The organism is Actinacidiphila oryziradicis, assembly GCF_005047355.1.
GTDB classification, from domain to species: Bacteria; Actinomycetota; Actinomycetes; order Streptomycetales; family Streptomycetaceae; genus Actinacidiphila; species Actinacidiphila oryziradicis.
Map to the genome: position 1 here is coordinate 20500 of NZ_SUMC01000023.1, position 26105 is coordinate 46604.

Annotated in this window: 24 protein-coding genes and 1 pseudogene; 11 read left to right on the forward strand and 14 right to left on the reverse strand. The window is 70.9% G+C overall.

Annotated features, from left to right (window positions below; translation table 11 throughout):
* Nucleotides 1–75: 75 nt before the first annotated feature.
* Both FCI23_RS23160 and FCI23_RS23165 read right to left on the reverse strand, forming a co-directional pair.
* Complete coding sequence (locus FCI23_RS23160) at nt 76–504, reverse strand: PPOX class F420-dependent oxidoreductase (protein ID WP_136725859.1); 429 nt, start codon at nt 502–504, stop codon at nt 76–78.
* A gap of 309 nt (nt 505–813) precedes the next feature.
* A complete protein-coding gene (locus tag FCI23_RS23165) occupies nt 814–1605 on the reverse strand; it encodes a rhomboid family intramembrane serine protease (RefSeq protein WP_136725860.1) in 792 nt (263 codons plus the stop codon).
* 281 nt (nt 1606–1886) lie between these two features.
* On the opposite strand from FCI23_RS23165, the gene FCI23_RS23170 reads away from it, so the two are divergent.
* The 3 genes from FCI23_RS23170 (at nt 1887) to FCI23_RS23180 (ending at nt 3352) form a co-directional block, all read left to right on the forward strand.
* On the forward strand, nt 1887–2036 hold the full coding sequence (locus FCI23_RS23170) for a hypothetical protein (protein WP_265737766.1): 150 nt from the start codon (nt 1887–1889) through the stop codon (nt 2034–2036).
* A 170-nt stretch (nt 2037–2206) separates the two neighbouring features.
* A complete protein-coding gene (locus FCI23_RS23175) occupies nt 2207–2554 on the forward strand; it encodes a YkvA family protein (protein WP_136725861.1) in 348 nt (115 codons plus the stop codon).
* A gap of 60 nt (nt 2555–2614) precedes the next feature.
* Nucleotides 2615–3352, forward strand: a complete 738-nt coding sequence (locus FCI23_RS23180; protein ID WP_136725862.1) for a uracil-DNA glycosylase — start codon at nt 2615–2617, stop codon at nt 3350–3352.
* Here FCI23_RS23180 and FCI23_RS23185 read toward each other — a convergent pair.
* The 4 genes from FCI23_RS23185 to FCI23_RS23200 form a co-directional block, all read right to left on the reverse strand.
* Nucleotides 3335–4009, reverse strand: a complete 675-nt coding sequence (locus tag FCI23_RS23185; RefSeq protein WP_136725863.1) for a hypothetical protein — start codon at nt 4007–4009, stop codon at nt 3335–3337. The two genes, FCI23_RS23180 and FCI23_RS23185, sit on opposite strands and share 18 nt — an antisense overlap.
* 164 nt (nt 4010–4173) lie before the next feature.
* On the reverse strand, nt 4174–6471 hold the full coding sequence (locus FCI23_RS23190) for an MMPL family transporter (protein ID WP_136725864.1): 2298 nt from the start codon (nt 6469–6471) through the stop codon (nt 4174–4176).
* A 317-nt stretch (nt 6472–6788) separates the two neighbouring features.
* A complete protein-coding gene (locus tag FCI23_RS23195; protein ID WP_211265445.1) occupies nt 6789–7583 on the reverse strand; it encodes a sigma-70 family RNA polymerase sigma factor in 795 nt (264 codons plus the stop codon).
* Between the two features lie 198 nt (nt 7584–7781).
* The gene (locus tag FCI23_RS23200) at nt 7782–8882 is read right to left on the reverse strand and encodes a carboxylate-amine ligase (protein ID WP_136725866.1); all 1101 of its coding nucleotides are present in this window, start codon (nt 8880–8882) and stop codon (nt 7782–7784) included.
* A 587-nt stretch (nt 8883–9469) separates the two neighbouring features.
* Here FCI23_RS23200 and FCI23_RS23205 point away from each other — a divergent pair.
* Nucleotides 9470–10093, forward strand: a complete 624-nt coding sequence (locus FCI23_RS23205) for an HAD family hydrolase (protein ID WP_136725867.1) — start codon at nt 9470–9472, stop codon at nt 10091–10093.
* A gap of 82 nt (nt 10094–10175) precedes the next feature.
* On the opposite strand, the gene ligD is transcribed toward FCI23_RS23205, so the two are convergent.
* Entirely contained in the window at nt 10176–11180 is a 1005-nt protein-coding gene (ligD, locus tag FCI23_RS23210) for a non-homologous end-joining DNA ligase (protein WP_136725868.1), read from the reverse strand.
* A 77-nt stretch (nt 11181–11257) separates the two neighbouring features.
* Between ligD and FCI23_RS23215 the strand changes: the two genes are divergently transcribed.
* The gene (locus FCI23_RS23215; protein ID WP_136725869.1) at nt 11258–12328 is read left to right on the forward strand and encodes an ATP-dependent DNA ligase; all 1071 of its coding nucleotides are present in this window, start codon (nt 11258–11260) and stop codon (nt 12326–12328) included.
* A gap of 35 nt (nt 12329–12363) precedes the next feature.
* Here FCI23_RS23215 and FCI23_RS59975 read toward each other — a convergent pair.
* A pseudogene (locus FCI23_RS59975) lies at nt 12364–12508 on the reverse strand (multicopper oxidase domain-containing protein); the annotation flags it as partial.
* A gap of 436 nt (nt 12509–12944) precedes the next feature.
* Between FCI23_RS59975 and FCI23_RS23220 the strand changes: the two are divergent.
* Entirely contained in the window at nt 12945–13211 is a 267-nt protein-coding gene (locus FCI23_RS23220) for a hypothetical protein (protein WP_136725870.1), read from the forward strand.
* Here the strand turns inward: FCI23_RS23220 and pgm are convergent.
* Nucleotides 13204–14841 (reverse strand): phosphoglucomutase (alpha-D-glucose-1,6-bisphosphate-dependent), encoded by a 1638-nt coding sequence (gene pgm / locus FCI23_RS23225; RefSeq protein WP_136725871.1) that lies wholly within the window; start codon nt 14839–14841, stop codon nt 13204–13206. The two genes, FCI23_RS23220 and pgm, sit on opposite strands and share 8 nt — an antisense overlap.
* Nucleotides 14842–15211: 370 nt before the next feature.
* Here pgm and chvE point away from each other — a divergent pair, with 370 nt between their 5' ends.
* Complete coding sequence (gene chvE, locus FCI23_RS23230; protein ID WP_136725872.1) at nt 15212–16321, forward strand: multiple monosaccharide ABC transporter substrate-binding protein; 1110 nt, start codon at nt 15212–15214, stop codon at nt 16319–16321.
* Here chvE and FCI23_RS23235 read toward each other — a convergent pair.
* Complete coding sequence (locus FCI23_RS23235; RefSeq protein WP_136725873.1) at nt 16299–18680, reverse strand: molybdopterin-dependent oxidoreductase; 2382 nt, start codon at nt 18678–18680, stop codon at nt 16299–16301. The two genes, chvE and FCI23_RS23235, sit on opposite strands and share 23 nt — an antisense overlap.
* A 442-nt stretch (nt 18681–19122) precedes the next feature.
* Nucleotides 19123–20037: a lytic polysaccharide monooxygenase auxiliary activity family 9 protein gene (locus FCI23_RS23240; protein ID WP_136725874.1), complete on the reverse strand. Its 915-nt coding sequence runs from the start codon at nt 20035–20037 to the stop codon at nt 19123–19125.
* Between the two features lie 260 nt (nt 20038–20297).
* Between FCI23_RS23240 and FCI23_RS23245 the strand changes: the two genes are divergently transcribed.
* Together FCI23_RS23245 and FCI23_RS56580 are read left to right on the forward strand one after the other, a co-directional pair.
* Nucleotides 20298–21641 (forward strand): DUF1996 domain-containing protein, encoded by a 1344-nt coding sequence (locus tag FCI23_RS23245; protein WP_246143920.1) that lies wholly within the window; start codon nt 20298–20300, stop codon nt 21639–21641.
* Between the two features lie 311 nt (nt 21642–21952).
* The gene (locus FCI23_RS56580) at nt 21953–22126 is read left to right on the forward strand and encodes a hypothetical protein (RefSeq protein WP_169316905.1); all 174 of its coding nucleotides are present in this window, start codon (nt 21953–21955) and stop codon (nt 22124–22126) included.
* A gap of 58 nt (nt 22127–22184) precedes the next feature.
* Here FCI23_RS56580 and FCI23_RS23250 read toward each other — a convergent pair whose 3' ends face one another.
* Both FCI23_RS23250 and FCI23_RS23255 read right to left on the reverse strand, forming a co-directional pair.
* Complete coding sequence (locus FCI23_RS23250; RefSeq protein WP_136725876.1) at nt 22185–22577, reverse strand: PPOX class F420-dependent oxidoreductase; 393 nt, start codon at nt 22575–22577, stop codon at nt 22185–22187.
* Nucleotides 22578–22586: 9 nt separating this feature from the next.
* Nucleotides 22587–23069 carry a GNAT family N-acetyltransferase gene (locus FCI23_RS23255; RefSeq protein WP_211265446.1) on the reverse strand — a complete coding sequence of 161 codons (483 nt, stop codon included), beginning with the start codon at nt 23067–23069 and terminating at the stop codon, nt 22587–22589.
* A gap of 71 nt (nt 23070–23140) precedes the next feature.
* Here FCI23_RS23255 and FCI23_RS23260 point away from each other — a divergent pair, with 71 nt between their 5' ends.
* On the forward strand, nt 23141–23953 hold the full coding sequence (locus FCI23_RS23260; RefSeq protein WP_136725877.1) for an exodeoxyribonuclease III: 813 nt from the start codon (nt 23141–23143) through the stop codon (nt 23951–23953).
* Between the two features lie 25 nt (nt 23954–23978).
* Here the strand turns inward: FCI23_RS23260 and FCI23_RS23265 are convergent, their stop codons facing one another.
* Nucleotides 23979–24722: a GntR family transcriptional regulator gene (locus tag FCI23_RS23265; protein WP_136725878.1), complete on the reverse strand. Its 744-nt coding sequence runs from the start codon at nt 24720–24722 to the stop codon at nt 23979–23981.
* A gap of 242 nt (nt 24723–24964) precedes the next feature.
* Here FCI23_RS23265 and FCI23_RS23270 point away from each other — a divergent pair, with 242 nt between their 5' ends.
* Nucleotides 24965–26104: an ABC transporter substrate-binding protein gene (locus FCI23_RS23270; RefSeq protein ID WP_407646014.1), complete on the forward strand. Its 1140-nt coding sequence runs from the start codon at nt 24965–24967 to the stop codon at nt 26102–26104.
* The last annotated feature ends 1 nt before the right edge of the window (nt 26105 follow it).

The window sequence follows — 26105 nt, forward strand, 5'->3', positions numbered from 1 at the left end:
GACCGGACGTGCTCCCTTGGACGGCGTCAAGTCCGAAATCCGGGACGTCGGGCGGCAGGCGCAGGGCAGCCCGAGCTACCCGGCGAGTCCGGCCAGCGCCACTACCTTGTCGATACGGGCGCGGACCAGCAACTCACCGGGGACGGCGTTGCGTGCGCCGAACTCCTCCGCGACCTCATCCCCCATATAGCGGGCAGCGATCCTGGTGGCCCAGAGCCGGACCTCGTCCAGATCGCGGCTCAACTCGGCCCGGCCTTGCACGGTGACAAATGAGAACGGCGGCCTGTCGTCGTCGACACAGAGCGCGATCCGGCCGTCCCGCGCGAGATTGCGGCCCTTGACCGTGTTCTCCCCAGTGTTGAACACCAGATGGTCCTCATCGAGCAGGAACCAGATGGGGGCGATGTGCGGGCTGCCGTCCGCCCGCACCGTGGACAGTTTTCCGGTGCGGGTCCCTTCCAGGAGGAACGCCTGCCACTCGTGTTTGCTCATTTTCTGCGCCATGCCCAAATCTTGTACCAGACAGCCGGCCAGGGACGTTCCGACGGGCCGGGCGGGGTCCGACAGCGCCCGCGGCCGATCTGCCGTCCGGCGTCGCCAACGGCCCCCTGCCGTCCGGCCACGGCTCCGGGCGGGGCGCGGGTCGAGAGCCACTACGGTGATCGGGTGAGGAGGCCGTTCCTACGGGGCAGCCGGGTACGCCGACGCCGCCGTGGACCGCCACCTCGATCAGATACGCCGCAAGCTCACCGACTGGCCGGCCGGGACCACCAGCAGCCCGCTCGGGCCTGGGCCGAGCGTCCCTGCCGCGAACTACCGGGCACGCCGGGGGCGACGGGCGGGCGGGGCGGCGGCCCGCAGCGGGAGGGCGAGCAGCGCGCCGACCGCAAAGCCCACCACATGGGCGACGTAGGCCACCGTGCCCGCCTGCGTGGTGCCGTACCCGGCGGAGAAGAACGCCTGCAGCACGAACCATGACCCCAGCACCAGCCAGGCCGGCAGTCGCAGCGGCAGGAAGAACAGCGCCGGTACCAGGCCCCACACCCGCACACGGGGGTAAAGGACCAGGTAGGCCCCGAGTACCCCGGCGATCGCCCCCGACGCCCCGATCAGCGGCTGCGTCGAACCCGGGTCGACGGCCGCGAAACCGTACGCCGCGGCGTACCCGCAGACCAGGTAGAACAGCAGAAAACGCACCCGCCCGAAGCGGTCCTCGACGTTGTCGCCGAAGATCCACAGGAAGAGCATGTTTCCCAGCAGGTGCAGCCAGCTGCCGTGCACGAACATCGCGGTGAGTACCGACAGCACCGGCGTCTTGCTGTATGACGGCGGCCCGAGCAGGCAGCCCGCCCCGCCCGGGCCGACCGCCACCACGCCGGTCGGCACCAGCCGCGGCCGCCAGCCCTCCAACAACTCGCGCGGTACCGCACCCCAGTGCTGCACGAAGGCCTGCAGATCGCACAGCTGCCCCAGCGGGACGCTACCCGTCAGCGAGGACGCCACCACCGGCATCCTCAAGAACACCACCACGTTGGCGGCGATCAGCGCGTACGTCACCCACGGCGTTCTACGCACCGGATTCACGTCATGGACCGGAATCACCACACCCCCCTTTCTGCCCACCCCCGGCGCCACCATCCCCCCGGCCGCCGACCGGGGGCGACAAGCCGCGCAGATATCCCTGAGCCATGGGTATCAGCCATTTATGGGTACTTTTGTTCGGCGGCCGGTCGTGCTCGCACTGACCGTCCTCCTGGCCCTGGCGACCGCGCTGCTCTCGGCCGGCGGCATCCGCGGCAGCGGCCTGCCCGGATAACGGTCCTTGGGCCGGCGGCTACTTCGGCGGATACGGCTCGATCCTGCTGCCCCGGCTGCTGATCGGCACCATGCTGGGCGGATCCATGGATCCCGGCTACAGCGGCGGCGGGGAAGATCTCGTCGGCGGCTTCGGCGGCAACGACGGCGGCGGCGATGGGGGCTTCGGGGGCGGCGGGGACTTCGGGGGCGGTTTCGGCGACGGAGGCGGCGGTTTCTGACCCGCTTGCCCACGCGTGGCTGTGTGGGCGAACCGCCGGACCCCGGTCGTCGCGTCGTCCTGCTTCGCCCTTCACCGGGTCGGAGGAAGCGGCGCCTGCCTCAGCCATGGGTAGGAGGATGGCGAAGTGCCGGTGCCCCGAGCCGGACAACCGACAGCTGGGAGCCGGAAATGGATCGTTGGGCCGTCGTGGGGATCGCGCTTGCCGTAGCGGCTGTGGTCGCCATGCTCATCGGCATAGTGGTCCTGCTGGCCAAGCTGGTGCGGGTGCGTTCGCTCCTGCGGAGCGCCGACGTACCCGGGGCGAGCAAATTGGCTTTCTGGGGCTCTATCATTTATCTGGTCTGCCCGGTCGACCTGTTGCCGGACCCGATTTACCTCGACGACATCGGCTTCCTGCTCCTGGCGCTGCGGTCGCTGAAGAGCACTGCCCGGCAGGCCGGTCTCATCGTCGGCCCGCAGGACGAACTCCTCCGTCCCGAGGGGCCGGGCTCCGGGTCCGTCCGGCGAAAGCACTGACCAACCAGCTCCCGTGGAGCGGCCTTGAGCGGGGCCGCGTCCGGGCGAACGAGGATCCCTATGACAGCAAACACAATCGCCGAACTGGACGAGCAGGTGTGCCACTGCCGCGCCTGCCCGCGTCTGGTCCAATGGCGGGAGGAGGCCGCCCGGGTCAAGCGCAGGGCATACGCCGACCAGGAGTACTGGGCACGGCCGGTGCCCGGCTTCGGGCCGCCGGACGCCGCGATGCTGATCGTGGGGCTGGCCCCAGCCGCGCACGGCGGCAACCGCACGGGCCGGATGTTCACCGGCGACCGGTCCGGCGACTTCCTGTACGCCGCGCTGCACAGCCTCGGCCTGGCCAGTCAGGCGGTCTCCACCCACCGGGGCGACGGCCTGGAGCTGCGCGGTGTCAGAGTCACCCAACCGGTGCGGTGCGCGCCGCCCGCCAACAAGCCCACGCCGGAGGAACGGGACACCTGCCGGCCGTGGCTGGTCCAGGAGTTGCGTCTGCTCCGGCCGACCCTGCGCTCGGTGGTGGTGCTGGGCGCGTTCGGCTGGCAGGCCGCGCTGCCCGCGCTGGCCGCCGCCGGATGGGCCGTGCCCCGGCCACGCCCGGCGTTCGGGCACGGCGCCAGGGTCACGCTGCGCGCCGCCGACGCGGGCGCCCCGCTGGACCTGTTCGGCTGCTACCACGTCAGTCAGCAGAACACCTTCACCGGCCGTCTCACCACGGACATGCTGCGGGAGGTGCTCGCCTCGGCGGCGGAGGCCGCCGGACTGCGGCAGCCCGGGTGGTCAGGCGCGCCGGGGTGAGGCCAGCAGGAACAGGCCGGTCCGGTGGCGGTCGCAGTGGTGGCTCACCTGCCAGCCCGCGCTCTCCAGTGCCGCGCGGCAGGATTCCAGACCGGCGGGCGGCTGCTGCGGGGGGACGGCAGCCGTGGCCCAGATCACCTGGACGGCCTCTGGCTGCCCCGTGGCACTGACTTGGAAGCCGTCGGCCGTGCAGCGTCCTTGTGCGTCGGCCAGCGCTGGGCGGCAGCCTGCGGCTTCCAGTGCGATGGCGGCTGCCGGTACCAGGTGGGCGCGCTCCCAGGGACAGGGCAGTTCGGCGCTGTGGCCCAGCAGCCGGCGCTGCTCTAGCAGGCCCTGCCATGCGGTAAGGACGTCGTGGGCCCGGGCATGGCCGGCGGCGCATGGCGCGCTCTCATGACCCGTCCTGGCCGCGAAGACCCCGGCTTCCGCCGCCGGGACCGCCGGTGCGGGACCGGGCGCCGGGGCGACGGTGAGGCCGGCGCGCAGGGACCGTCCGGCCGGCGTCAGGTAGAAGCGGTGCGGGGGCCGTGGATGCCGTACGGCCAGCCCCAGCCCGGCGAGGGCCTCCAGGACCGCCGGGGAGGCACGGAGCAGCCCGGTCGCGGGGTCCGCGGCGGCGACCGCGCGGCGTTGGGCGGCGGTCGGCTGCTTGCTCATGTCAGTCCCCCGAGGCCGGATCCGCGCACATGACAGGCCCGACGGACGGAAACGAGCACCCGGGCGGCCAGGTACGCGGTGCCGCGCACCGCTGTCACACTCCCACCCTACCGACGCCATGTTCTGTGGCCGGGGGTCTGTGGCCCGGGGCGCTCACCGGTCCGCTACTGGGGCGGCGGCGCGCAGCCGCCGGGACGCTGCGGAGACGGGGCGGGGCCGCCCTCGGTGTCCAGGTGCGGCAGCACGCGGTCCAGCCACCGTGGCGTCCACCAGGCGTGCCTGCCGAGCAGGGTCAGCACCGCCGGGACGAGCAGCAGCCGCACGACGGTGGCGTCGATGAGCACACTGACGGCCAGTCCCAGCCCGACCATCTTGACGACGATGTTGTTGCTGAGGACGAAGGCGGCGAAGACGCTGACCATGATGAGGGCCGCGCAGGTGATGACGAGTGCGGTGATCTCCAGGCCATGGGTGACGCTGCCTCTGCTGTCGTTGGTGCGCAGCCATGCCTCGCGTACCCGGGCGAGCAGGAAGACCTCGTAGTCCATGCTCAGGCCGAAGACGATGGCGAACATCATCATGGGTACGTAGCTCTCGATCGGCACCTTTTCCGATACCCCCAGCGCGGGGCCGCCCCAGCCCCACTGGAAGACCGCGACCACGACGCCGTAGGAGGCCGCGATGGACAGCAGGTTGAGCACGGCCGCCTTGACGGCGATCAGGACGCCGCGGAAGACCGCGAGAATAATCACGGAGGCCAGGCCGACGACCACCGCGATGATCAGCGGGAGCCGGCTCGAGATGATGTCGAGGAAGTCGACCTGCGCGGCGGTTGTCCCGGTGACGTATCCCCTGGCGGCCGTGCCGGCCACGCCCTGCGGCACGACGCTGTCCTTGAGGTGATTGACCAGGCGGGTGGTGTCCGCGGCCTGCGGAACGCCGGCGGGGATGACCGTCGCGATCAGCACCTTCCCGTCGCCGGCGGGCTGCAGCGGGCCGACGCTCGCCGCGCCCGGGACGCCGGCCAGGGATTTCCGGAGCTCGGAGGCGAGCGCCGCGTGATCGGCCGAGGGCACCCGGCTCTGGTCGATGACGATGGTCAGCGGGGCGTTCGCGCCGGGTCCGAAGCCTTTGGCGATGAGGTCGTAGGCGCGCCGGTCGGTGAAGCTGGTGGGGTCGGCGCCGTCGTCGATATGCCCCAGCCGGATGGACAGCAGCGGGATCGCCAGTACCACGGCCACGACCACGCCGGCGGCCAGGAACCACCAGGGACGGTCGTGGACGCGCCGGGCGTAACGGTGCCATGCGCCCGGCTCTGCGCCCGGAGGTCCGGCGGACCTTTCGGCGACGGGAGTACGGACCCGGTAGCGGTCGATGCGCCGCCCGGTCAGGCCCAGGAGCGCGGGGACCAGCGTGAGCGATCCGAGGACCGCGGTGACCACGGTGATAGCGGCGGCGGCGCCCAGCTTGCCGATGAAACCGATCCGCGAGACGTACAGGCCCGCGAGGGCGACGATCACCGTGCAGCCGGAGACCAGGACGGCGCGTCCGCTGGTGGCGACCGCGCGGCCGGCGCTGACGGCCGGGTCCATGCCGTCCATGATCTGCTGCCGGTGCCGGGTGAGCAGGAACAGGGCGTAGTCGATGCCCACCCCGAGCCCGATCATGGTCGCCAGGGTGGGTGAGACGCTCGCGAAAGTGAAGGCGTTGGCGAGCAGGCTCAGGCAGCTCAGCCCGACGATGACACTGAGCAGGGCGGTGATCAGCGGGATGGTGGCGGCGATGACACTTCCGAAGCCGATCAGCAGGACCACGATCGCTACCGCGAAGCCGATCGCCTCGCTCGTCAGGTCGGCCGGCTGGGGCCGGGCGAGCTCGCCGAGCGACCCCCCGTATTCGACCTGTACGCCCGCGGAGCGCAACGGGGCGACCGCCTTGTCGACGCCGCTCAGATAGGCCTGCTCCAGCGAAGCGGGATTGGTGTCGAAGCGCACGGTGATGTACGCCGTTCTGCCGTCCGCCGACACGGGCGTTGGGGACTGCGTCGGGGACCCGGAGGACGACGGGTTCTGCGGGGAGGGAGCGAGCGGGTTGACCGCGGCCAGCACATGCGGGAGGTGCTGGAGCGAGGCGACCGTCCGGCCGATCTGGTCCCGGACTGTCGTCAGCGGCGCCTTGGCGTCATGCAGCACCACTTGGGCGCTCAGTCCTCCCGCCCCGGGCGCGTGCGCGTTGAGTACGTCCAGCCCTTCGTAGGACTGAGTGCCGGAAAGCGAGAAGTCGTCGGAGTAGGTGCCGCCGACGGTGCTCTGGGCCGCGTGCAGTCCCCCGAGCGCGACCAGCCACACCACGATGACGACGGCGTAGTGACGACCGCACCACTCGCCGAGCCTGCTCAGTGCGCCCGCAGGAGCCCTGGGCGCGGGCGGGCCGGACCCGCGCTGGCTCGGCGACGACGTCATGCGCCCTCCTGGGGACATCACTTCAGACAGTAGGTCCCGGGGCGCTGACCTGGTCGCTCATGGGCGTCCGACCGGGTGTCCGGACTGCCGGGAGGTGGCGCCGGGGGCTGGTTCGGCGGCTGCGCGCCGGGTACCCGGGCAATCCGGTACCGGCGGAGCGCGAAGAGGGTGGCCCAGCATTCGGTGGGCCTGCTCCCCCGGCGCAGCGACGAGATCCCTCCGCTGCTGACCCGGCCGGGACCCGCTGGGGGTGGACGGTTTCGCCACCCACTCACCTGCCGCCGGCGGGATGCGTCCCTGACCGGGCAGCGGGGTGGTCAGGCGGCTGCCGGGACGCAGAGGTCCTGGCGCAGCCGGGTGAAGGTGCGTTGGAGGATGCGGCACACCTGCATCTGGGAGACTCCCAGGAGGGTGCCGATCTGCTGCTGGCTGAGGCTCTCGAAGAAGCGCCAGTACAGGACGCGCTTCTCCTGCTCGGGCAGGGCGGCCAGCAGCGGTTTGAGGGATTCGCGGTCCACGACGCGTTCCAGCGCGTCGTCGGGGCCGCCGATGACGTCGGCGAGCAGCAGGTCGTCGCTGCCGCCCAGCGGCCGGTCCAGGGCCAGCGTCTGGTGGACGCCTTCGGCCTGGAGGCCGAGAAGCACCTCGTTCTCGCACAGCCCGGTCTCCGCCGCCAGCTCGCCGGCCGACGGCGGCTCATGCCGTCCGGTCTGCTGCAGACGATCCTGCGCGAAGCGGACCTGTGCCCGCAGTTCCTGGATCCTCCGTGGAATGTGTACGGCCCACGCGTGGTCCCGGATGTGGCGTTTGAGCTCGCCTGTGACGGTGGGGATGGCGAACGCCTCGAACGGGCCGCGGTACGGGTCGTACCGGTCGGCGGCCTTCACCAGGGCCAGGGCCGCGACCTGGCGAAGATCCGCCGCTGATTCGCCGCTGGAGCGGAACCGGCGCGAGATCCGGTGCACGACCGGCAGCCACGCGGAGATCACGTCCGCCCGCAGCCGGTCCCGTTCAGGTCCCGCCGGCATGGCCGCGAGGCGCTCGAATCCGACGGTGGTGTCCGGCGCGTCATGCTCGCGACGCCGCTTCACGGACGGGGTCGGTGTTGTCATGGCTGTCCCCTCGCTCGCGATCAGGGTTGCCTGCCGGCCTGTGCGCACCATTCGTGGCGCCGACATCCGGCCACGCCGCGGGTACCGGCGGCCGGTGTGAACCGCAGCAGATGCCGCGTCACCAGCCTCGCCCACCGGACGGCAACCCGCCATCGGAGGAGACCTGCCACGCCCGGTGGACGTCGTGGCCCTAGGCCGTCACGGCCCGGGCTTCGGGAGCGGCGCGATCAGTTCGACGACAGAGTCGAGGCCTCCGCGGCTCATGGCCTCGCGCTGCAGAGCGGCACCGGTCCCCTGGTCGAGGAGGCGGTGGACGGAGGACGTCACTCTGACGGTGTCGCCGGCCTCGTCCAGCGCGGGGGTGAGGTGTTCCAGCAACGACTCCACGACTTCACGAGCCGGGCGTGGGCGGCCACTGTGCGGGTCGACCAGGACGTCGTTGAGGCCGTGCCGGGCGGCGTGCCAGCCGGCGGCGTGCACCATCTCCTGCTCGGGACTGACGAAGGGGGCAGCGCCCCCGCTCTCGCGCAACGCCGTTACCACCAGCGCGCGCACAATTCCGGCGAACATTACGGCAGTGCCGGCGCTCAGCTGGACGTCGAGCGCGCGGACCTCAAGGGTCGGGTACCGCTCGGAGAGGCGGGCCTGCCAGTACAGCTGGCCGCGGTCGCGGATGACGCCGGTGGCGAGCAGTGCCCGGACGCGCGCCTCGTAGTCGGCGGCGTCCCGGAAGCCGGGGGGCGGCCCGCTCACCGGCCAGCGGCCGAACACCACGGTGCGCCAGCTGGCGAAGCCAGTGTCACCGCCCTCCCAGAGCGGGGAGTTGGCGCCCATGGCGACCAGGACCGGAAGCCACGGCCGGATCCTGCCGAGGGCGAGCACTCCGGCAGCCCGGTCGGGAATGGCGACGTGGATGTGCATACCGCAGATCAGCTGTTCTTCCACGAGGTGGGCCGCATCGGCGAGCATCATCCGGTAACGCGGCTTGTCAGTCACCGGCACCGGACGCCGGCCGGCCACCGGCGCGGCTCCCGCGGCCGCGACCCGGCAGTCGGCCCCGTCCGCCGCGGCGGCCAGGGCCAGCCGGAAGCGGCGCACATGGTCCTCCACCTCGTCCAGCTCCGCGCAGACTGGGGTGGCCACCTCCACCTGCGCCTGGAGGAGCTCGTTCTGGACTTCGTCGCAGCTCAGCATGGGATTCAGACCTGCGGCGGCCAGAATTTGCGGTGCCTTCGGGACCGGCAGGGCCGTCTCCGCGTCGAGCAGCAGATACTCCTCTTCCACGCCCAACGTCACCATACGAGCGACCGGCCCCCGGCCGTCCTCCATTCCCGGTGCGCGGTAAGGCGCTCCCGTGCCGCGTCACCGTGGCAGCGCCGGCGATTCCCCGCCCGCGTCCCGCGCGGTGCGTGGCGTTCGCGCCCGGACGGCCCGGACAATTGGTCGGTCATCAGTTCCTCCGTTGTCACCCGTGAGCCGTGCCGGACCATCAGTCGGTGCTGTAGTCGTCCGGCGGGTGCTCCTCGGGCCTCCCGCCTTCCGCAGGCGGCGCCGGAGGGCGCGGGCTCCGGGACTTTTCGCGTGGCGCCGCACGCGGCGGATCAGGGACCTCGACGCGAGGTGGAAGGTCCGGTGTCAGACGGGTGGGCTTGCGGCTGCTCATGAGGTTCCTCGCAGCTGTCGGAAACTACGGGCCGGAAAGCGCCGGCGTACCGGATAAACGGGTATTGCCATGACTGTCTCCTCGCTGGAAGTGAGGAGTACCCGCGGAGCCGGGCACCGCCATTACGCGGTTGCCCCCGGGCTCCCGCCACAAACCCGCCCGGGCGGCCACGGAGGCCGTCTCCAGTGGGCGGTGCCGCGATTCGCCGGATACCGTACGGCATATGGAGAGCCGGAGTCTGAGCGCTGTGCTGTTCGATGTGGACGGCACCTTGATGGACACCAATTACCTGCACTCCGTTGCCTGGTGGGAAGCCTTCCGCCAAATGGGGCACACGGTGGCAACGGCCTCGATCCACCGGGCCATCGGCATGGGAGCGGACCGCCTCCTGGAGCATCTGCTCGGAAAGAACCGTGACCGGGACGAGGACGCGGCTATCTCAACGGCTCATCAGGTTCTCTACGCCCAGTACTTTTCCCGCCTGACTCCGCTGGAAGGCGCCGCCGACCTTCTTCGGGAGTGCGCCTCCCGGGGCTGGAAGGTCGTACTGGCAAGTTCCGCGCAGAGCAAGGAACTGGGTGCGATGCGCGAGGCCCTCGGGGCTGATGACGCGATCACGGCGGTCACCTGCGCGGACGATGTCAAGGCGAGCAAGCCCGCTCCCGATCTGGTGGAGACCGCCCTGAAGCGGGCCGCGGTCCCGGCGGACCGCGCGGTCTTCATCGGCGACACGGTCTGGGATGTGCAGGCCTGCCGGCTCGGGGCGGGCGCGACCGCGGTGTACCAGGGGCCTTCGGATCTGCCTTCACATATCGACGACAGCCTGCTGGCGTCCCCCGGCCAGTAGCCGGGGGACGCCAGCAGGGGGCCGCCCCGGGGCGGCCCTAAGCGTCCGGATTCCGGTGGGAGCGGGCCGGGCGGGTGGGGCGTCAGTCCTTGGCACGGCTGGGCTGCACGCGCTTGGGCTCGCCGGCCATCTTGGGATGGTCGGGCGGGTACGGGAGATCACCGAGGGCGTGATCTCGTTCGTCGCGGTCGGCGGCTTCGAGGGCGGCCCGCAGGCTCCCGGCGCTGGTGCCCATACCGGCATGCAGGTCTCCGACCGCGGCGTAGCGCCCGGGCATGGTCGCGAGGTCGAAGTCCTCCGGGCGGGCCTCGCCGAGCTCCTCCCAGCGCAGCGGCGCGGAGACTGGGGCGCGCGGGTGCGGCCGCACCGAGTAGGCGGAGGCGATGGTGCGGTCGCGCGCGGTCTGGTTGTAGTCGAAAAAGATCTTGGCGCCGCGTTCTTCCTTCCACCAGGAGGTGGTGACCTGGTCCGGCATCCGCCGCTCCAGCTCGCGGCCGATGGCGATGGCGCAGCGGCGGACCTGGGTGAAGGTCCACTGCGGCTCGATGGGTACGAAGACATGCAGTCCGCGTCCGCCGGAGGTCTTGGGCCAGCCCTCGAGGCCCAGCTCTTCCAGCAGCGGCCGCAGTTCGCGTGCCGCGCGGACGGCGTCGTCGTAGTCCGTGCCCGGCTGGGGATCGAGGTCGATGCGCAGCTCGTCGGGACGGTCCACGTCGGAGCGGCGGACCGGCCAGGGGTGGAAGGTCAGGCAGCCGAGGTTGGCGGCCCAGATGACCGCGCCGGTCTCGGTGGGGCAGATCTCGTCGGCGTAGCGTCCGCTGGGGAATGCGATGCGGGCGGTGGGGATCCAGTCGGGGTGGTTCTTCGGCGCCCGTTTCTGGAAGAACGATTCTCCGGTCACCCCGTCGGGGTAGCGCTCCAGGGTCGTCGGCCGCTCCCGCAGGGCGCGGAGAATACCGTCGCCGACGGTGAGGTAGTACCGGGCGACGTCCAGCTTGGTGAAGCCGCGCTCGGGGAAGTACACCTTGTCGGGGTTGGACAGCCGTACCGTCCGCTCCCCCACCGTGAGCTGGAGTGCCTCTCCCATGCCGCCACCGTAGGACGAGCTGGGCACCACCGCCTCCCGGCGCGCGCCGGCGAGCGCCGGGCCGCACCATCGGGAGCATGGACCTCCCGGTGATGCCACCCGTGAAGCCGATGCTCGCCAGGACAGCGGCGAGGATTCCGCCGGGCATGCTCTACGAGGCCAAGTGGGACGGCTTCCGGGCCATCGTGCACCGTGACGGCGACGAGATATACATCGGCAGCCGTAATACGAAACCGCTCGGCCGCTATTTCCCCGAACTCGTTGACGCCCTGCTGGCCAATCTGCCCGAGCGCTGTGTGGTGGACGGCGAGATCGTCATCGCCCGGGAGGGCCGGCTGGACTTCGACGCACTGCTGGAACGCATTCATCCGGCCGCGTCACGGGTGCGGATGCTGGCGGAGAGCACCCCGGCGTCCTTTGTCGCCTTCGACATCCTGGCCCTGGAAGACTCCTCGCTGGTGGACACCCCGATGCTCCGGCGGCGCGAGTTGCTGGTCCAGGCGCTGGGGACCGCGTCCGCCCCGGTCCATGTGGCGCCCGCGACCACGGACACCGGCCGAGCCCAGCAGTGGTTCAGCCAGTTCGAGGGGGCGGGGCTGGACGGCGTGGTGGCCAAGCCCCTCGACATCCCCTACCGGCCCGACGAGCGGCTGATGGTCAAGGTCAAGCACGAGCGCACCGCCGACTGTGTGCTGGCGGGGTTCCGCTTCCACAGCAGCGGTCCGGTCGTCGGATCGCTGCTGCTCGGTCTGTACGACCCGGCCGGCCGTCTCCAGCATGTCGGGGTCTGCGCCTCCTTCCCGATGCGGCGCCGGCAGGAGCTGCTCACCGAGCTGGAGCCGCTGCGGATGCCCTCCGCCGAGGGCCATCCCTGGGCCGAGTGGGCCAGCGAGGAAGCACACGCGACCGACCGCATGCCGGGGGCGCCCAGCAGATGGACGGGGAAGAAGGACCTGTCCTGGGTACCGCTCCGCCCCGAGCTGGTGTGCGAAGTGGCCTATGACCACATGCAGAGCGGCCGTTTCCGGCACACCGCGCAATTCCGCCGCTGGCGCCCGGACCGGGACCCGCTGAGCTGTACGTACGCCCAGCTGGAGGAGCCTGTCGGCTATGACCTCGGCCAGGTCCTGGCTCCGCCGGGCGCTTGACCCGGGGGCCTGTCGCCTGACGGGCCGCCGGGGGCTCAGCGGCCGCCGTGTCCGGGCTGGTGGTGGTCGAACTTCAGGACCTGGGGCGGCATGACGGCGAAGGGCCGCATCATCCCCATGTCCTCGTGCTCCAGCAGATGGCTGGTACATGAACCGCCCGTAGGCGCCGGCGAACTGGCCTGCCGCTGAGGATCTGACCGGACGGCCGTAGGCGACCGCGTTCTCCGGGTAGTCGCCGGTGATGCGGTGTCGGCGGCATCTGCGAGCGCAGACGGCACCGCGTCGCGGACCGGTTGACCACGATGCCCTCGCGGGCGGCGTCGCGGGCCGGGCGGAGCGTCGGCGGGATACGCAGCGGGTCGGGCTACGCGGTGAGTCCGCGCACTGTCTCCTGGTTTTCGGCCGGGACAGCTTCGACGGCCCTTTCAACGATGATGTCGGACAAGATCGTGCCCCCGGGATGTTCCCCCGTGCCACCGCATCACGAATGACTGAGAATCTTCCCGTCAGCGCCCGGCCACGCCCGCCTGCGGCCGTACGGCCGACCGGGTGCGCGCCTGGCCTCCGGGGTGGCATGCTCACAGCTGTCATACACCCGTGAGTGCGGGGAGACAGCGTGGACTCGGCAGGTATCTACCGTTCCTGGACCACCGCTGTCGCGGTGCGGTGGACCGGGGGCAACCTTCCCGAGCTACGCGCGGCCGTAGGGCGCGGCATCGCGGTGAGCCAGGCGCCGGATCTGACGAGTGTGCTGCTGCTGATCTTTCTTGGCCGTGGCGCCGTGGCGCAGGTGGCGGTCGGGCAGTGGATTGTCCGGAGCAGTGACTTCGTACAGATCCTTGACCCGGGTGACTTCTCCACGGCCTGGGAGCTGCTCAGCTGAGCGCGGCGGACACGACCGCCCTGGCCTCCTCCTGGACGCGGCGCAGATGGTCGGGGCCGAGGAAGGACTCGGCGTAGATCTTGTAGACGTCCTCGGTGCCCGAGGGGCGGGCGGCGAACCAGGCGTTCTCGGTGGTCACCTTGATCCCGCCGATCGGGGCGCCATTGCCGGGCGCCTCGGTGAGGACGGCGGTGACCGGATCACCGGCGAGCTCCCGCGTGGTCACCTGGTCCGGGGAGAGCCTGGCGAGTACGGCCTTCTCTTCCCGGGAGGCGGGGGCGTCGATCCGGGCGTAGGCGGGGTCGCCGAAGCGGCCGGTGAGCGCGGCATAGTGCTCGGACGGCGAGGAGCCGGTGACCGCGGTGATCTCGGAGGCCAGCAGGGCCAGGACGATGCCGTCCTTGTCGGTGGTCCACACGGAGCCGTCGCGGCGGAGGAAGGACGCCCCCGCGGACTCCTCGCCGCCGAAGCCGAGCGAGCCGTCGAGCAGGCCGTCCACGAACCACTTGAAGCCGACGGGGACCTCGACCAGCCTGCGGCCCAGGTCCGCCGCCACCCGGTCGATCACGGCCGATGAGACGAGTGTCTTGCCGACGGCGGCATCCGGTGGCCAGCCGTCGCGGTGCGTGTAGAGGTAGGAGATGGCTACGGCGAGATAGTGATTGGGATTCATCAGGCCGGCGTCCGGGGTGACGATGCCGTGCCGGTCGGCGTCGGCGTCGTTTCCGGTGGCGATCTGGTAGGAGTCCCGCTGCGCGATCAGTGAGGCCATCGCGTACGGCGAGGAGCAGTCCATCCGGATCTTGCCGTCCCAGTCGAGCGTCATGAACCGCCAGGTGGGATCGGTATGCGGGTTGACGACGGTGAGGTCCAGGCGGTACTGCTCGGCGATACGGCCCCAGTAGCCGACCGAGGCGCCACCGAGCGGGTCCGCGCCGATGCGCACTCCGGCGGAGCGTACGGCGTCGAGGTCGAGTACCGCGGGCAGGTCGTCGACGTAACGGCCCAGGAAGTCGTACCGCCCGGTCGTCGCGGCGGCCAGGGCGCGGGTGTACGGCAGCCGTTGGACGCCTTTCAGGCCGGCGGTGATGAGTTCGTTGGCGCGGTCCTGGATCCAGCTGGTCACCGAGGCGGCCGCCGGGCCGCCGGTGGGCGGGTTGTACTTGAAGCCGCCGTCGGCGGGCGGGTTGTGGGACGGGGTGACCACCACGCCGTCCGCAATTCCGGTCGTACGACCGCGGTTATGGGCGAGGATGGCGTGGGAAACGGCCGGGGTGGGGGTGTAGCCGTCCGTGCTGTCGATCAGGACGGTGACGTCGTTCGCCGCGAAGACCTCCAGCGCGGTCGCCCGGGCCGGTTCGGACAGCGCGTGGGTGTCGGCGCCCATGAACAGCGGCCCGTCGGTTCCCTGGTCGGCCCGGTAGTCGCAGATGGCCTGGCTGGTCGCGGCGATGTGATCCTCGTTGAACGACACGGCCAGCGAGGAACCCCGGTGCCCGGAGGTGCCGAAGGAGACACGCTGGTCCGGTTCCGCCGGGTCGGGACGCAGCGTGTAGTACGCGGTCACCAGCCGGGCGACATCGACCAAATCCGCCGGTTGCGCCGGCTGTCCTGCCCGTTCGTGCACCATCTCCGACTCCTCGTCACTCCTCGTGCGTGCGCAGTCCAACAAGGTCATCATGCACCCCCGCGCACGGGTCCGCCCGCGTGCCACCGCCAGGTCCCGGGACCTGGCTTCAGGACGCCAACAGCGGAGTGCGGATGTGCTAGTGTCCGGCACCACTTCCCTGGCCCCGGCCCGGCGAACCCAGCGCCGCACCGGGCGCGGGCCGATCCGGGCCACGGCCCCCCCACCTTCACTGCCTCGCTCCTGACGCCCCACCAGTACGATCGAACACCAGAACGCCGGGACCTACCGGAACCCCCGCAGCGGGCCGCCTCAACGGCTCCCCGACTGCCCCGGGACCGTCCCAAGCGCACCCCGAAAGGATCCGACCCTGATGCGCCATGCCAGAGCCGCCCAACTGCGGACCACCACGGCAGTTGTTACCGTCCTCGTCCTGGCCGCCACCGCCACCGCCTGCGGTGGATCCAGCAGCAGCAGCAGCGCCGGCGGCAAAGGCTCCACCATCGGTATCGACCTCCCGACAAAGACCTCCGACCGGTGGATCGTCGATGGCAATGCCATGGTCAAGGGGTTCACGGCCAAGGGGTATAAAACCGACCTGCGTTTCGGCAACAACGACGTAGACACCCAGGTCTCGCAGATCCACAAAATGATAGCCCAGGGCGACAAAGTCCTGATCATTGCGTCGATCGACGGCGAGGCCCTGGGCGAGGTCCTGCTGGAAGCCAGGGACGCGGGGGTCAAGGTCATCGCCTATGACCGCTTAATTCTGGCCAGCAATGACGTGAGCTACTACGCGAGTTTCGACAACTTCAAGGTCGGCCAGCTCCAGGCCGAGTACATTGTCGACAAGCTCGGCCTCAAGAACGGTAACAGGGGCCCGTTCAACATCGAGCTGTTCGCCGGCTCCCCCGATGACAACAACACCCAGTACTTCTACAACGGTTCGCTGAGCATCCTCCAGAAGTACATCGACAGTCACGAGCTGGTGGTCGGGAGCGGCCAGAAGCGTCTCACCCAAGTCAACACCCTCCGCTGGGACGGCGCCATCGCCGAGGCCCGTACGAAGGATATTCTCAGCACCTCCTACGGCTCCGGGCGCATCGATGCCATCCTGTCTCCTTACGACGGCATCTCCCGTGGCGTCATCACCGCTCTCAAGCACGCCGGTTACGGCACCGCGGCCAAGCCGCTTCCGGTCATCACCGGCCAGGACGCCGAGGCTGCCTCGGTCAAATTGATCCTCTCCGGCGAACAGTCCGAGACCGTCTACAAGGACACCCGTATGCTCGCCCGCGTCGCGGTGCAGATGGGCGACGCGATCCTCACCGGCGGCAAGGTGAAGATCAACGACACCAAGCAGTACGACAACGGCAACAAGATCGTGCCCGCCTATCTGCTGCCGCCGGTCAGCGTCGACAAGACCAACTACAAGCAAAAGCTCATCGACACCGGCTACCTCACGGAAGCCGATCTGAGGTAGCCCCGTCGGAGTCGAGCAGCACGGGCGGCCGGCGGACGGTCACCGGCGGCGGGTCGCCCTCGTACCGTTCGACCTCGACGAGCGCGTGCTGGCCGACGCATCCCTGGGAGAGCCGCGAGCTGGGGATGTCGGCGGTCAGCACGTTGGGGTTGCCGTGCGCGCACAGCGGCGGCTCATGGCCGGGTACGGGGTCGAACCAGGCGCCGGTCGGCAGCCGGACGACCCCGGGCCGGACCCGGCCGGTGAGAACGGCACCGGCCAGGCAGGCGCCACGGTCGTTGAAGACCCGCACCAGGTCGCCGTCGGAGATGGAACGCGCGGCGGCGTCGGCGGGGTGGAGCTGCAACGCCTCACGGCCCGCGACCTTGGCGGCCAGGCTGACGGCTCCGGTGTCGAGCTGGCTGTGCAGACGAGTGGCGGGCTGATTGGCGATCAGCAGCAGCGGCAGCCGGGCGGCGTCGGGCGCACCGGGCCATTCATCGGGTTCGAGCCAGGCCGGGTGGCCGGGGCAGTCGGGCAGGCCCAGGGCGGCGATGCGCGCGCTGGCGAGCTCGATACGGCCGCTGGGGGTGGTCAGCGGCGCGGCGCCCGGGTCGGCGCGGAAGTCCGCGAGCAGGGTGCGGGTCTGCTGAGCGGGCTGTTCGGGCAACTGCCACTCCCCCGCCGCCCAGAAGTCCTCGAAGGACGGTGCCCCCTCGGTCCGCGCCGCCCACTCCCCGTACAGATGCTCCAGCCACTGACGCGGGGTGCGGCCCTCGGTGAAGCGCTCCCCGAAGCCGAGCCGGCCGGCGAGAGCGGCGAGCACCGCGTGGTCGTCGCGGGCCTCACCGACCGGGTCGGCCGATCGGTGCATGGCGATCAGATGGGTGTCGTGCCGCCCGCCCCCGAAGTCCTCGCGCTCCAGCGCCGTGGTCGCCGGAAAAACGATGTCCGCGTGCCGGGCGGTGGCCGTCCAGTGCGTCTCGTGGACGATGACGGTGTCGGGGCGGCCGAAGGCGCGGCGCAGCCGTCCCAGGTCCTGGTGGTGGTGGAAGGGGTTGCCGCCGGCCCAGTGCACCAGGCGGATGTCGGGATAGCGCAGCCGGGCGCCGTCGTAGTCGTAACTCTCACCGGGGTGCAGCAGCAGGTCGGCGATCCGGGCGCAGGGGATGAAGTCCGGGACCGGGTTGGGCCCCTGCGGAAGGTGCGGCAGGCGGGTCTGGGGGCCGGTGTCGCCGGTGTCGCCCATCGAGCCGTAGCCGTGGCCGAAGCCGCCGCCGGGCAGGCCGATCTGGCCGAGCAGTGCGGCGAGCGCGAGGCCGGCCCATACGGGCTGCTCGCCGTGCTGTGCCCGCTGCAGGGACCAGGTGACGGTGACCAGGGTGCGGGCGTCCGCCATCCGGCGGGCGAGGGCGCGGATGCGGTCGGCGGGTATGCCGCAGATGGCGGAGGCCCAGTCGGCGTCCTTGGCGGTGCCGTCGGTCTTGCCCAGGACGTAGGCGGCGAAGACATCGGATCCGGCGGTGTACCGGTCGAGGAACGCCTGGTCGTGCAGACCCTCGTGCAGCAGGGTATGGGCGAGGCCGAGCATGAGGGCGGTGTCGGTGGCGGGGCGTACGGGGTACCAGTCCGTGGCGGGGCCGTCGGGCAGGTCGTCACGCAGCGGGCTGACGAGCGCCACGCGGGTGCCCCGGGCGGCGAGCGCCGCCAGGTGTCCGGGGGTGGTGTGGCGGGTGACTCCGCCGGGTGTGACATGCACGTTCTTGGCCGGGATGCCGCCGAAGGCGACGATCAGCTCGGTGTGCGCGGTGATGGTGGGCCAGGAGGAGGCGCCCCGCAGCACCATTTCCGGGTCGCCGACGATGTACGGCAGCAAAACGTAGGAAGTGCCGTTGCTGTAGGAGTTCCGGGAGGAGGTAAAGCCGCCGAACTGCCCCAGGAAGCGGTGCAGCTGACTCTGGGCGTGGTGGAAGCGGCCCGCGCTGGCCCAGCCGTACGAGCCGCCGAAGACCGCCCGGTTTCCGTGCTCCCGGCGGACCCGGTCCAGCTCGGCGGCGGCCAGGTCGAGTGCTTCGTCCCAGGGGACCTCGACGAAGGGTTCGTCCGCGCGCCGCTCCCTCGGCCCGGAGCCGTGTTCCAGCCAGCCGCGTCGCACAGCGGGCCGGTGGATCCGGGTGACGTGCCGCAGGGCGCCCGGCACGCCCCCCAGCAGCGGCGACGGGGACGGATCGGCCGGGTGCGGCACGGGCTCGATGCCCCCGCCGGGCAGATGTCGCACGCCGAACGCGCCCCAGTGCGAGGTCGTCGGTGAGGCATCGGCATAGGAATCCGCATCGGCGGGAGGGGAGGCGGGGGCGGACGGTATCCAGGGGACCGGCATGAGGTGGGCCACCTTTCCCGGCCTCGGACCGCACGCCGCGATGGACGGCTTGGGAGCGGGGCCGTACAGCGCACGGGCGAGGACACGGCGGGACACCGGGACGGAGACAGTCAGGACTGGACTGGACTGCTCAGGCAGGCTCTCTCGGCACCGTCTGACACATCCCGCCTGCCCCGCGACAGCCGGCACGCGCCGGCCGCCGCCGGGCCCGCCCTCCCGGGCGGCCGGCGCTATTCGTCAGACAGTGCCCAGCGACAGAGCGCGCCCGGAGTACACCGGCAGGCCGTGTATCGGCACCGGGACCGGGAACGTGTCGGGACCATGCCCACATCGTCGCGGCGCGGTTGATCGCGTGTCAATGGACACCCCGGGGTGTCTCGCTCCCCGGGATGCGGTGCGTGCCGGACGGCTTGTTCCGGCGCCCCGTCCGGGCAAGCCCGGTTCAGCCCAGGCGGCGGCGCCAGGCAATGGCGGCGATGGTGACCGCGGCGGCGATCAGCACCACACCGCCGACCGCGAGGACCGGGGCGCTGGAGCTGTTGCTTTCTGCGGCCACCGGCTGCGGCTGCAACGGCGATCCGGAAGCGTCGGCGGCGCTGGGCGTGGGGGTGCCCGGGACGGCGGAGGACGGGGCGGGGGTGAGCGAGGCTGGTGCGCTCGTGGTGGCCGGGGCGGCGGTGGCGGGCAGCGGCGTGGCCGCGGCGGGAGCGGTCCGCTGCGCCGCGGCGGTGGGGGTCCGGGTGGGGAAGACGACGTCGGAGCAGGAGTAGTAGGTGTCCTGAACGAAGTTCTGCCAGATCGTGTAGATCAGTTGGCGGCCGGTCCGGTCGGACGGCAGTCGGCCGGTGAGGTGGTAGGCGCCGTTCGTCAGCTTCGGGTTCACGACCGTCAGGAACGGCTTCTCCGGCAGGTCGGACCAGGTCAGCGGCTGGGACGGGTCATAGTCACGCTTCGTCAGATAGACCTTGAAGGTGCCCTCATGAGCGATGGTCGACCGGTAGGTGAGGGTGAAGGCCGCACCGGGGGTCAGCGCGGTCGCGGGCCAGTCGGTGCGCGCCAGGTCCAGGCCCTTGAAGGTGTCGAGGCCTCCGCTGCACAGCTTGCCGTCGGGGATCATCTGACGGTCCCGGCCCGCGACGCCGGCGACCCGCAGGTTGTCCCAGTCGGTGAACTGCCTGTTGTCGTTCGCCGCGACAGCCGCCCGGCAGACCGCTGTCCCGGTGAACTGCCCGAACCCCTGGGAACACGCCACCACCCGGCTCACCGGATCTGTGGGCGCGCCGTGGGCGGCGGCCGGGCCTGCCGTGAGCCAGGTGAGCGCGAGCGCGGCGCCGAGGGCCTTTCGCAGTGACGTCATCCGGTGGTCTCCCTCGTGGTACCGGCGGCGCGCGCCGCCCGACTGGTACTACGGGCGGTTCGCCCGGGACGTTCACGGCTTCCCAGTTCTTACGCATGCATGACACGACACCCAAGTCGGTGGCCCACCATGGCCTGCCGGGATCAGTGTGGGTGCGCCGGACATCCCCTGGTTCCGAAAAGTGAGAGCCCACCATGCAGACTCAGACTCAGACTCAGCACAGGCGCAATCGCACACGACGCAACGGCATTCTGGTGGTCATGGCCCTGGTCGTGGGCGGCGGCAGCGCGGCCCTGATCAATGCCGCCGCGAACGCCGCGAATTCCAGTCCCGGCGCCGGGGCCGGGACCGCCATCAGCTGCCCGGATGTGAAGGGCAGCCTGCCGGCCGTACCGTCGCAGGCCCAGGCCGAGATCGACCGCGATCTGCGGTTGTTGCAGACCCAGATCGACGAGGCCACCCAGCGTCTCGCCGCGGCCCAGGGCCAGGGGGGTACCGGCTTCGTGAACAACTCGGTCCTCGGCCCGCTCAAGGACAAGCGGACCGCCACCCTCGACCGCATCGCGACCGCCACCGGCCGCAACGCGGCCCGCCCGCAGGGCCTCGACGCGTTCGCCGCCTGCACGCTCTCCGGCTCCGGCGCGGGGCAGCAGTCCGGGGCATCCGCATCCGCATCCGCATCCGCATCCGCCGGCAGCGGCGGGAGCGCCGCCGCTGCCGCGAACGGGCCATCGCCCGACGACTTCGTCGACATCACCAAGGTGCAGCCCAACGTGAAGAAGGTGCGCAACCAGACCGGGGCCTCCACCGGGACCTTCGCCTCCCGCTGTGGCGTCAACAAGGAAGGCCAGCACAACTCCGACAACGTCATCGTGGCTCCCGGCGTCGTCGACGGCGCCCACCATGTCCACGACTACGTCGGCAACAAGCAGGTCGACGGCAACTCCACCAACGAGTCCCTCGCCGCCCAGGGCACCACCTGCACCAACGGCGACCAGTCCGCCTACTACTGGCCCGTGCTGCGCGACCTGACCAAGCAGGGCCCGGACGCCGGCGCCCAGGGCGGTGGCGCGGAGGGCAACGTAGGCGCGATCCTCGTGCCCAGGACCTCCAGCATCGTCTTCGCGGGCAGCCCCACCGGCAAGGTCGTGGCCATGCCGCGCTTCCTGCGGATCATCACCGGCGACGCCAAGGCGGTCACCAACGGCACCGCCAACGCCAACGCACACTGGAGCTGCACCGGATTCGAGAACAAGGTGCAGCTGACCGACAAGTACCCGCTCTGCCCCAGCGGAAGCAAGGTGGTGCGCAGCTTCGCCTTCCAGAGCTGCTGGGACGGTGTCAACACCGACAGTGCCAACCACCGCGACCACGTGGCCTTCGCCGATGCGAGCGGCAACTGCCCGAGCGGCTTCAAGGCCATCCCGCAGCTGACCGCGCGGCTCACCTACTCCGTGCCGGCCGGGACAACCTACGCCGTCGACGGCTTCCAGGACCAGCAGCACAAGGCGATCACCGACCACGACGACTTCATCAACGCGATGACCGACCAGCTCATGGCCCAGGCTGTGGACTGCATCAACAGCGGCCGCCGCTGCGGCTGACCTGCGCGCTCGAGCGGACCGCTCATGTGTACCAGGGTAGCCCCAAAAGAGCAGCCCGACCGGAATTGGCTGGTGGTGCGCCTCCGCCGGGTTTAGGGTTGGGTGGGAGAGACGGCCCCGTGGGGAAGCACCAAGCCCCTGCGAGTCCAAGCCCGTCCCGGGAAGCGCCAGCCACCATGGCCGCCGGCCCGGTTCCGCATTCGGCGCCACCGCGTCCGCAGAGCCCATTCCACCAGCCCCACCGGGCGCCCGGCGTCCGGTTGAGCCGTGGCACCGGTCGTACGGCTCACCCGACACCGAAGGAGCGCGCGGTGACACCCGAGAAGACCAAGCTGAACGATCTCCCGCAGGAGCCCGCCGAACAGCCCGCCCCAGCACAGCCGGAGGTGCGTAATCTGGACGTCTGGGCCAGGTCCGCACCGATCCGGCTAGCCGGCTACGAGGACGACCCCGCCGAGACCCACATCCTGCGCGGAATCGACTGACCACAGCCGACCGCTGTGACGGTCCGGGCGCTACGCCCCCGTAGGGCCCGGACCGGCGTCATCCCGCCAGCGTGATCCGTACCCCGACCGTGCCCTCGCGGCCACGCCTCAGCCGGCTGCCGAGCAGCCCCAGCCGCGCGAGGATGCCGTACTTGCGGGCGAGCAGCGCCCGGTAGCGCGCGGTGTCCCGGGGACCGAGGATTTCAGCGTGGCCCGGCACCTCTTCGCCGGAAGGATTGCCGCGGACATCGCACTCGGACAGCAGTACGTCGCCCCGGTTGCGGATCCGCTTGACCTTGCCGGAACCGGCCACCGTCCAAATCCCCAGGGCGTCCCCGTCGCGGAACCCCCAAACGGGGGTGGGGACCGCACGACCGTCCCGTCGGAAGGTGGTCACCAACAGGTACTTCGCAGCGGCGAGCCGTTCTATGGCACTGTCGTCAGCTGTCACCGGACCAGACTACGCGCCGCCGACCAGCGGCTTGCCGAGGCACACGCTGAGCGGGTCCTCGCGGTAGAGGCCGAACTTGGGTATCGGCGTGTATCCGCAGGAGGAGTACAACGCGATCGCCTCGGGCTGCAGGGTGCCGGTCTCCAGGACCATCCGGATCCGGCCCTCGGCGGCAGCAGTGGCCTCCAGCTCGGCGAGGATGCGGCGGGCGAGACCGCGGCCGCGGGCCTGCGGTACGACATACATCCGCTTCAGCTCGGCGTCGCCGTCGCTGAAGCCTTCGGGTGAGGTCTCCCGGGCCCGCCAGCCGCCGGTCACCACGGGACCCCCGTCGAGGTAGCCGATGAGGAAGCGGCCCCTCGGCGGGTCGAAGTGCGCGGGGTCCATCGGGGTGGCGTCGCCGTCGCCGTATCGCTCTGCGTACTCCTGCTGGACCTGCGCGGTCAGCTTGGCGGCGTGCGGGTGGTCGTAGCCGGTGTTCCGTATTTCCACCCCTACACCGTACTGGCCTGCGAGAACCGGTCCGATCCCAGGCCCGTTCCGGGACAGGTATCGTCCCGGGCATGCTCACCGTGACTTCCGTGAACGTGAACGGGCTGCGTGCCGCCGCCAAGAAAGGCTTCGTGCCGTGGCTGGCGGCGACCGCCGCCGATGTGGTGTGCCTGCAAGAGGTGCGGGCGGAACCCGGGCAGCTGCCTGGGGAGGTCCGGGAGCCGGAGGGGTGGCACGCGGTGCACGCCCCCGCCGCCGCGAAGGGCCGGGCGGGCGTATCGATCCTCACCCGGCAGAAGCCAGAGGAGGTGCGGATCGGCTTCGGCTCGGAGGAGTTCGACACCTCTGGACGGTATGTGGAGGCCGACCTGCCAGGGGTCACGATCGCCAGCCTGTATCTGCCCTCCGGGGAGGTCGGCACTCAGCGGCAGGAGGAGAAGCTCCGCTTCATGGGCGAGTTCCTGATCCACCTGGACAAGCTGCGGGTCCAGGCCGGCGCGGCCGGCCGGGAGGTGCTGGTGTGCGGCGACTGGAACATCGCGCACCATGAGGCGGACCTGAAGAACTGGAAGGCCAACACCCGCAGCGCCGGCTTCCTGCCGGAGGAACGCGCCTGGCTGTCAAGGGTGTTCGACGAGAGCGGGTACACCGACGTGGTGCGCGAGCTCCACCCGGACGTGACAGGGCCGTACTCATGGTGGTCCTACCGCGGCAGGGCCTTCGACGCGGACACGGGGTGGCGTATCGACTACCACGTGGCGACGCGCGGGCTGGCCCGGCGGGCGGTGTCGGCGGTGGTAGAACGCGCCGAGACCCACGACCTGCGCTGGTCGGACCACGCGCCGGTGACGGTCCGGTACGACTACGAGGAATACGGGGCCTGACCGACCGCCGCCGTGGTCCCTGCGCTCAGCCGGGGCCCAGTCGCCGGGTGAGGGGGTTGGTGCCGCTGGCATTGCGGACGCTGAAGGCGACGGTGCCGGAGCGGTAGCGGTCGTCGGACCATTCCACGGGGCGGCCGTCACGGGTGGTGGTGACGCGCTGGATCCGCAGGAGGGGGCTGCCGCGGCGGATGTCGAGCAGGCCGGCGTCGCGGGTGCCGGCGGCGACGGCGTCGAGGACGTGCTCGCCGTAGGCGAAGACCAGCCCGACGTCGTCGTAAAGGCGTTGGGTGACGGATTCGCAGTCGGGCTCTATGTGCTCGACGGCCTCGGCGATCCAGTCGGCGTAGACGGTGCGCTCGACGAGTACGGGGGCGCCGTCGAGGCTGCGTACCCGCAGGACGTAGAGCACTTCGGTGCCCGGGGGGAGCTGGAGCCGCAGGACGTCCTCGGCGGTGGCGGGACGGCGGGCGGTGGAGATGACGTGGCCGGTCGGGCGGCGGCCCTCGGCGCGGGCCCACTGGGCGAAGCTGCGCAGCTCCTCGAAGCTCTGCCGGGCTCCGCTGCCGATCACCACCCGGCGGGCGCCCTGACGGGAGCCGATGAGCCCTTCTGCGCCAAGGGCGGCGACCGCCTGCCGGACGGTGCCGCGCGCGACGCCGTAGCGGGCCGCCAGCTCACTCTCCGAGGGCAGCCGGGACCCGGCCGGGAACTGCCCGCGGTTGATGCCGTCCCTCAGCTCGTCGGCGATCTGCTCATGCCGTGCGGCCACTTCGCCTGACCCTCCCCCTGTGCACACTTCGGTTTCCGACGCGATTCTAGGCGAACGCCGGTCGCACTGTGCCGCAGGTCTTGCGCAACGCGGCGCACGGACCTTGAATGCCTTGGTGAAACCCTGTGCTTACGCTTGCCGGATCGCACTTCAGGGTTTGCACGCCGTTCACACGGCCGACACGAACGTCGGGCGTACTGGGCGCAACTTGTTCGGACAAGTCTTCAGGAGATCCAGTGCCCGTGCTCCCCTCCAGAGCGGTTGGCCTCGCCGGCTGTATCGCTGCCGCCTCCCTCCTCCTCAGCGCCTGCGGCGCGGCTCCCACCGCCTCCAGCAGCGCCAAGAGCGCTGCCGCCGCCACCTCTGCCAAGGGATTCGGCGGAATGGCCGCCCTGGTCACCGCCGCGAAGAAGGAGGGCACGCTCAACGCGATCGCGCTCCCCCGCGACTGGGCCAACTACGGCGCCCTCATCGACGGTTTCACCAAGAAGTACGGCATCAAGGTCAAGGACGAGACGCCGGACGCCGCCAGCCAGGACGAGATCAACGCCATCACCTCGCGCAAGGGCCAGGACCGCGCCCCTGACGTGGTCGACCTCGGCGCCTCCTTCGCCGTCTCCGGCGCCCAGCAGGCCCTGTTCGCCCCGTACAAGGTCGCCTCGTACACCGACATCCCCTCGGGCATGACCGACCCCAAGGCGAGCTGGTACTACGACTACGGCGGTTACATCTCCATCGGCTGCGACGCCAAGCGGGTGACGGTGTGCCCGACGACCTTCGCCGACCTGCTGAAGCCCGAGTACAAGGGGAAGGTCGCGCTCAACGGCAACCCGACGAAGTCCGGTTCGGCCTTCGGCGGGGTGTACGCGGCGGCGCTCGCAGGCGGAGGCTCCTTCGACAACATCCAGCCGGGCCTGGACTTCTTCGCCAAGCTGAAGAAGAGCGGCAACTACAACCCCGTCGAGTCCACCCCGGCCACGGTCGAGAAGGGCGAGACACCGATCAGCATCGACTGGGACTACCTCAACGCGGGCTACGCCGCCGAGTTCAAGACCAAGGGTGTGAACTGGACGGTCGCCGTGCCCTCGGACGGCAAGTACGCCCAGTACTACGCGCAGGCGATCAACAAGGACGCCCCGCACCCGGCCGCGGCCCGGCTGTGGGAGGAGTACCTGTACAGCGCCGAGGGCCAGAACCTGTGGCTCAAGGGGTTTGCCCGTCCGGTCCTGATGGCCGCCATGGAAACGGCGGGCACCATTGACAAGACGGCCGCCGCCAAGCTGCCCTCGGTCTCCGGTACCCCGACCTTCCCCACCGACGCCCAGCAGGCCAAGGCCAAGACGGCGCTGGCCTCGGGCTGGAGCAAGGCCGTGGGTGGGTGAC

Coding starts and splice junctions, on each gene's coding strand:
- FCI23_RS23170 (WP_265737766.1), top strand. CDS start 1,887: ATGCTGGGCGGATCCATGGATCCCGGCTACAGCGGCGGCGGGGAAGAT.
- chvE (WP_136725872.1), top strand. CDS start 15,212: ATGCGCCATGCCAGAGCCGCCCAACTGCGGACCACCACGGCAGTTGTT.
- FCI23_RS23160 (WP_136725859.1), bottom strand. CDS start 504: ATGGCGCAGAAAATGAGCAAACACGAGTGGCAGGCGTTCCTCCTGGAA.
- FCI23_RS23180 (WP_136725862.1), top strand. CDS start 2,615: ATGACAGCAAACACAATCGCCGAACTGGACGAGCAGGTGTGCCACTGC.
- FCI23_RS23205 (WP_136725867.1), top strand. CDS start 9,470: ATGGAGAGCCGGAGTCTGAGCGCTGTGCTGTTCGATGTGGACGGCACC.
- FCI23_RS23200 (WP_136725866.1), bottom strand. CDS start 8,882: ATGGTGACGTTGGGCGTGGAAGAGGAGTATCTGCTGCTCGACGCGGAG.
- FCI23_RS23195 (WP_211265445.1), bottom strand. CDS start 7,583: ATGACAACACCGACCCCGTCCGTGAAGCGGCGTCGCGAGCATGACGCG.
- pgm (WP_136725871.1), bottom strand. CDS start 14,841: ATGGTGCACGAACGGGCAGGACAGCCGGCGCAACCGGCGGATTTGGTC.
- FCI23_RS23240 (WP_136725874.1), bottom strand. CDS start 20,037: ATGACGTCACTGCGAAAGGCCCTCGGCGCCGCGCTCGCGCTCACCTGG.
- ligD (WP_136725868.1), bottom strand. CDS start 11,180: ATGGGAGAGGCACTCCAGCTCACGGTGGGGGAGCGGACGGTACGGCTG.
- FCI23_RS23235 (WP_136725873.1), bottom strand. CDS start 18,680: ATGCCGGTCCCCTGGATACCGTCCGCCCCCGCCTCCCCTCCCGCCGAT.
- FCI23_RS23215 (WP_136725869.1), top strand. CDS start 11,258: ATGGACCTCCCGGTGATGCCACCCGTGAAGCCGATGCTCGCCAGGACA.
- FCI23_RS23190 (WP_136725864.1), bottom strand. CDS start 6,471: ATGACGTCGTCGCCGAGCCAGCGCGGGTCCGGCCCGCCCGCGCCCAGG.
- FCI23_RS23175 (WP_136725861.1), top strand. CDS start 2,207: ATGGATCGTTGGGCCGTCGTGGGGATCGCGCTTGCCGTAGCGGCTGTG.
- FCI23_RS23245 (WP_246143920.1), top strand. CDS start 20,298: ATGGCCCTGGTCGTGGGCGGCGGCAGCGCGGCCCTGATCAATGCCGCC.
- FCI23_RS23260 (WP_136725877.1), top strand. CDS start 23,141: ATGCTCACCGTGACTTCCGTGAACGTGAACGGGCTGCGTGCCGCCGCC.
- FCI23_RS23185 (WP_136725863.1), bottom strand. CDS start 4,009: ATGAGCAAGCAGCCGACCGCCGCCCAACGCCGCGCGGTCGCCGCCGCG.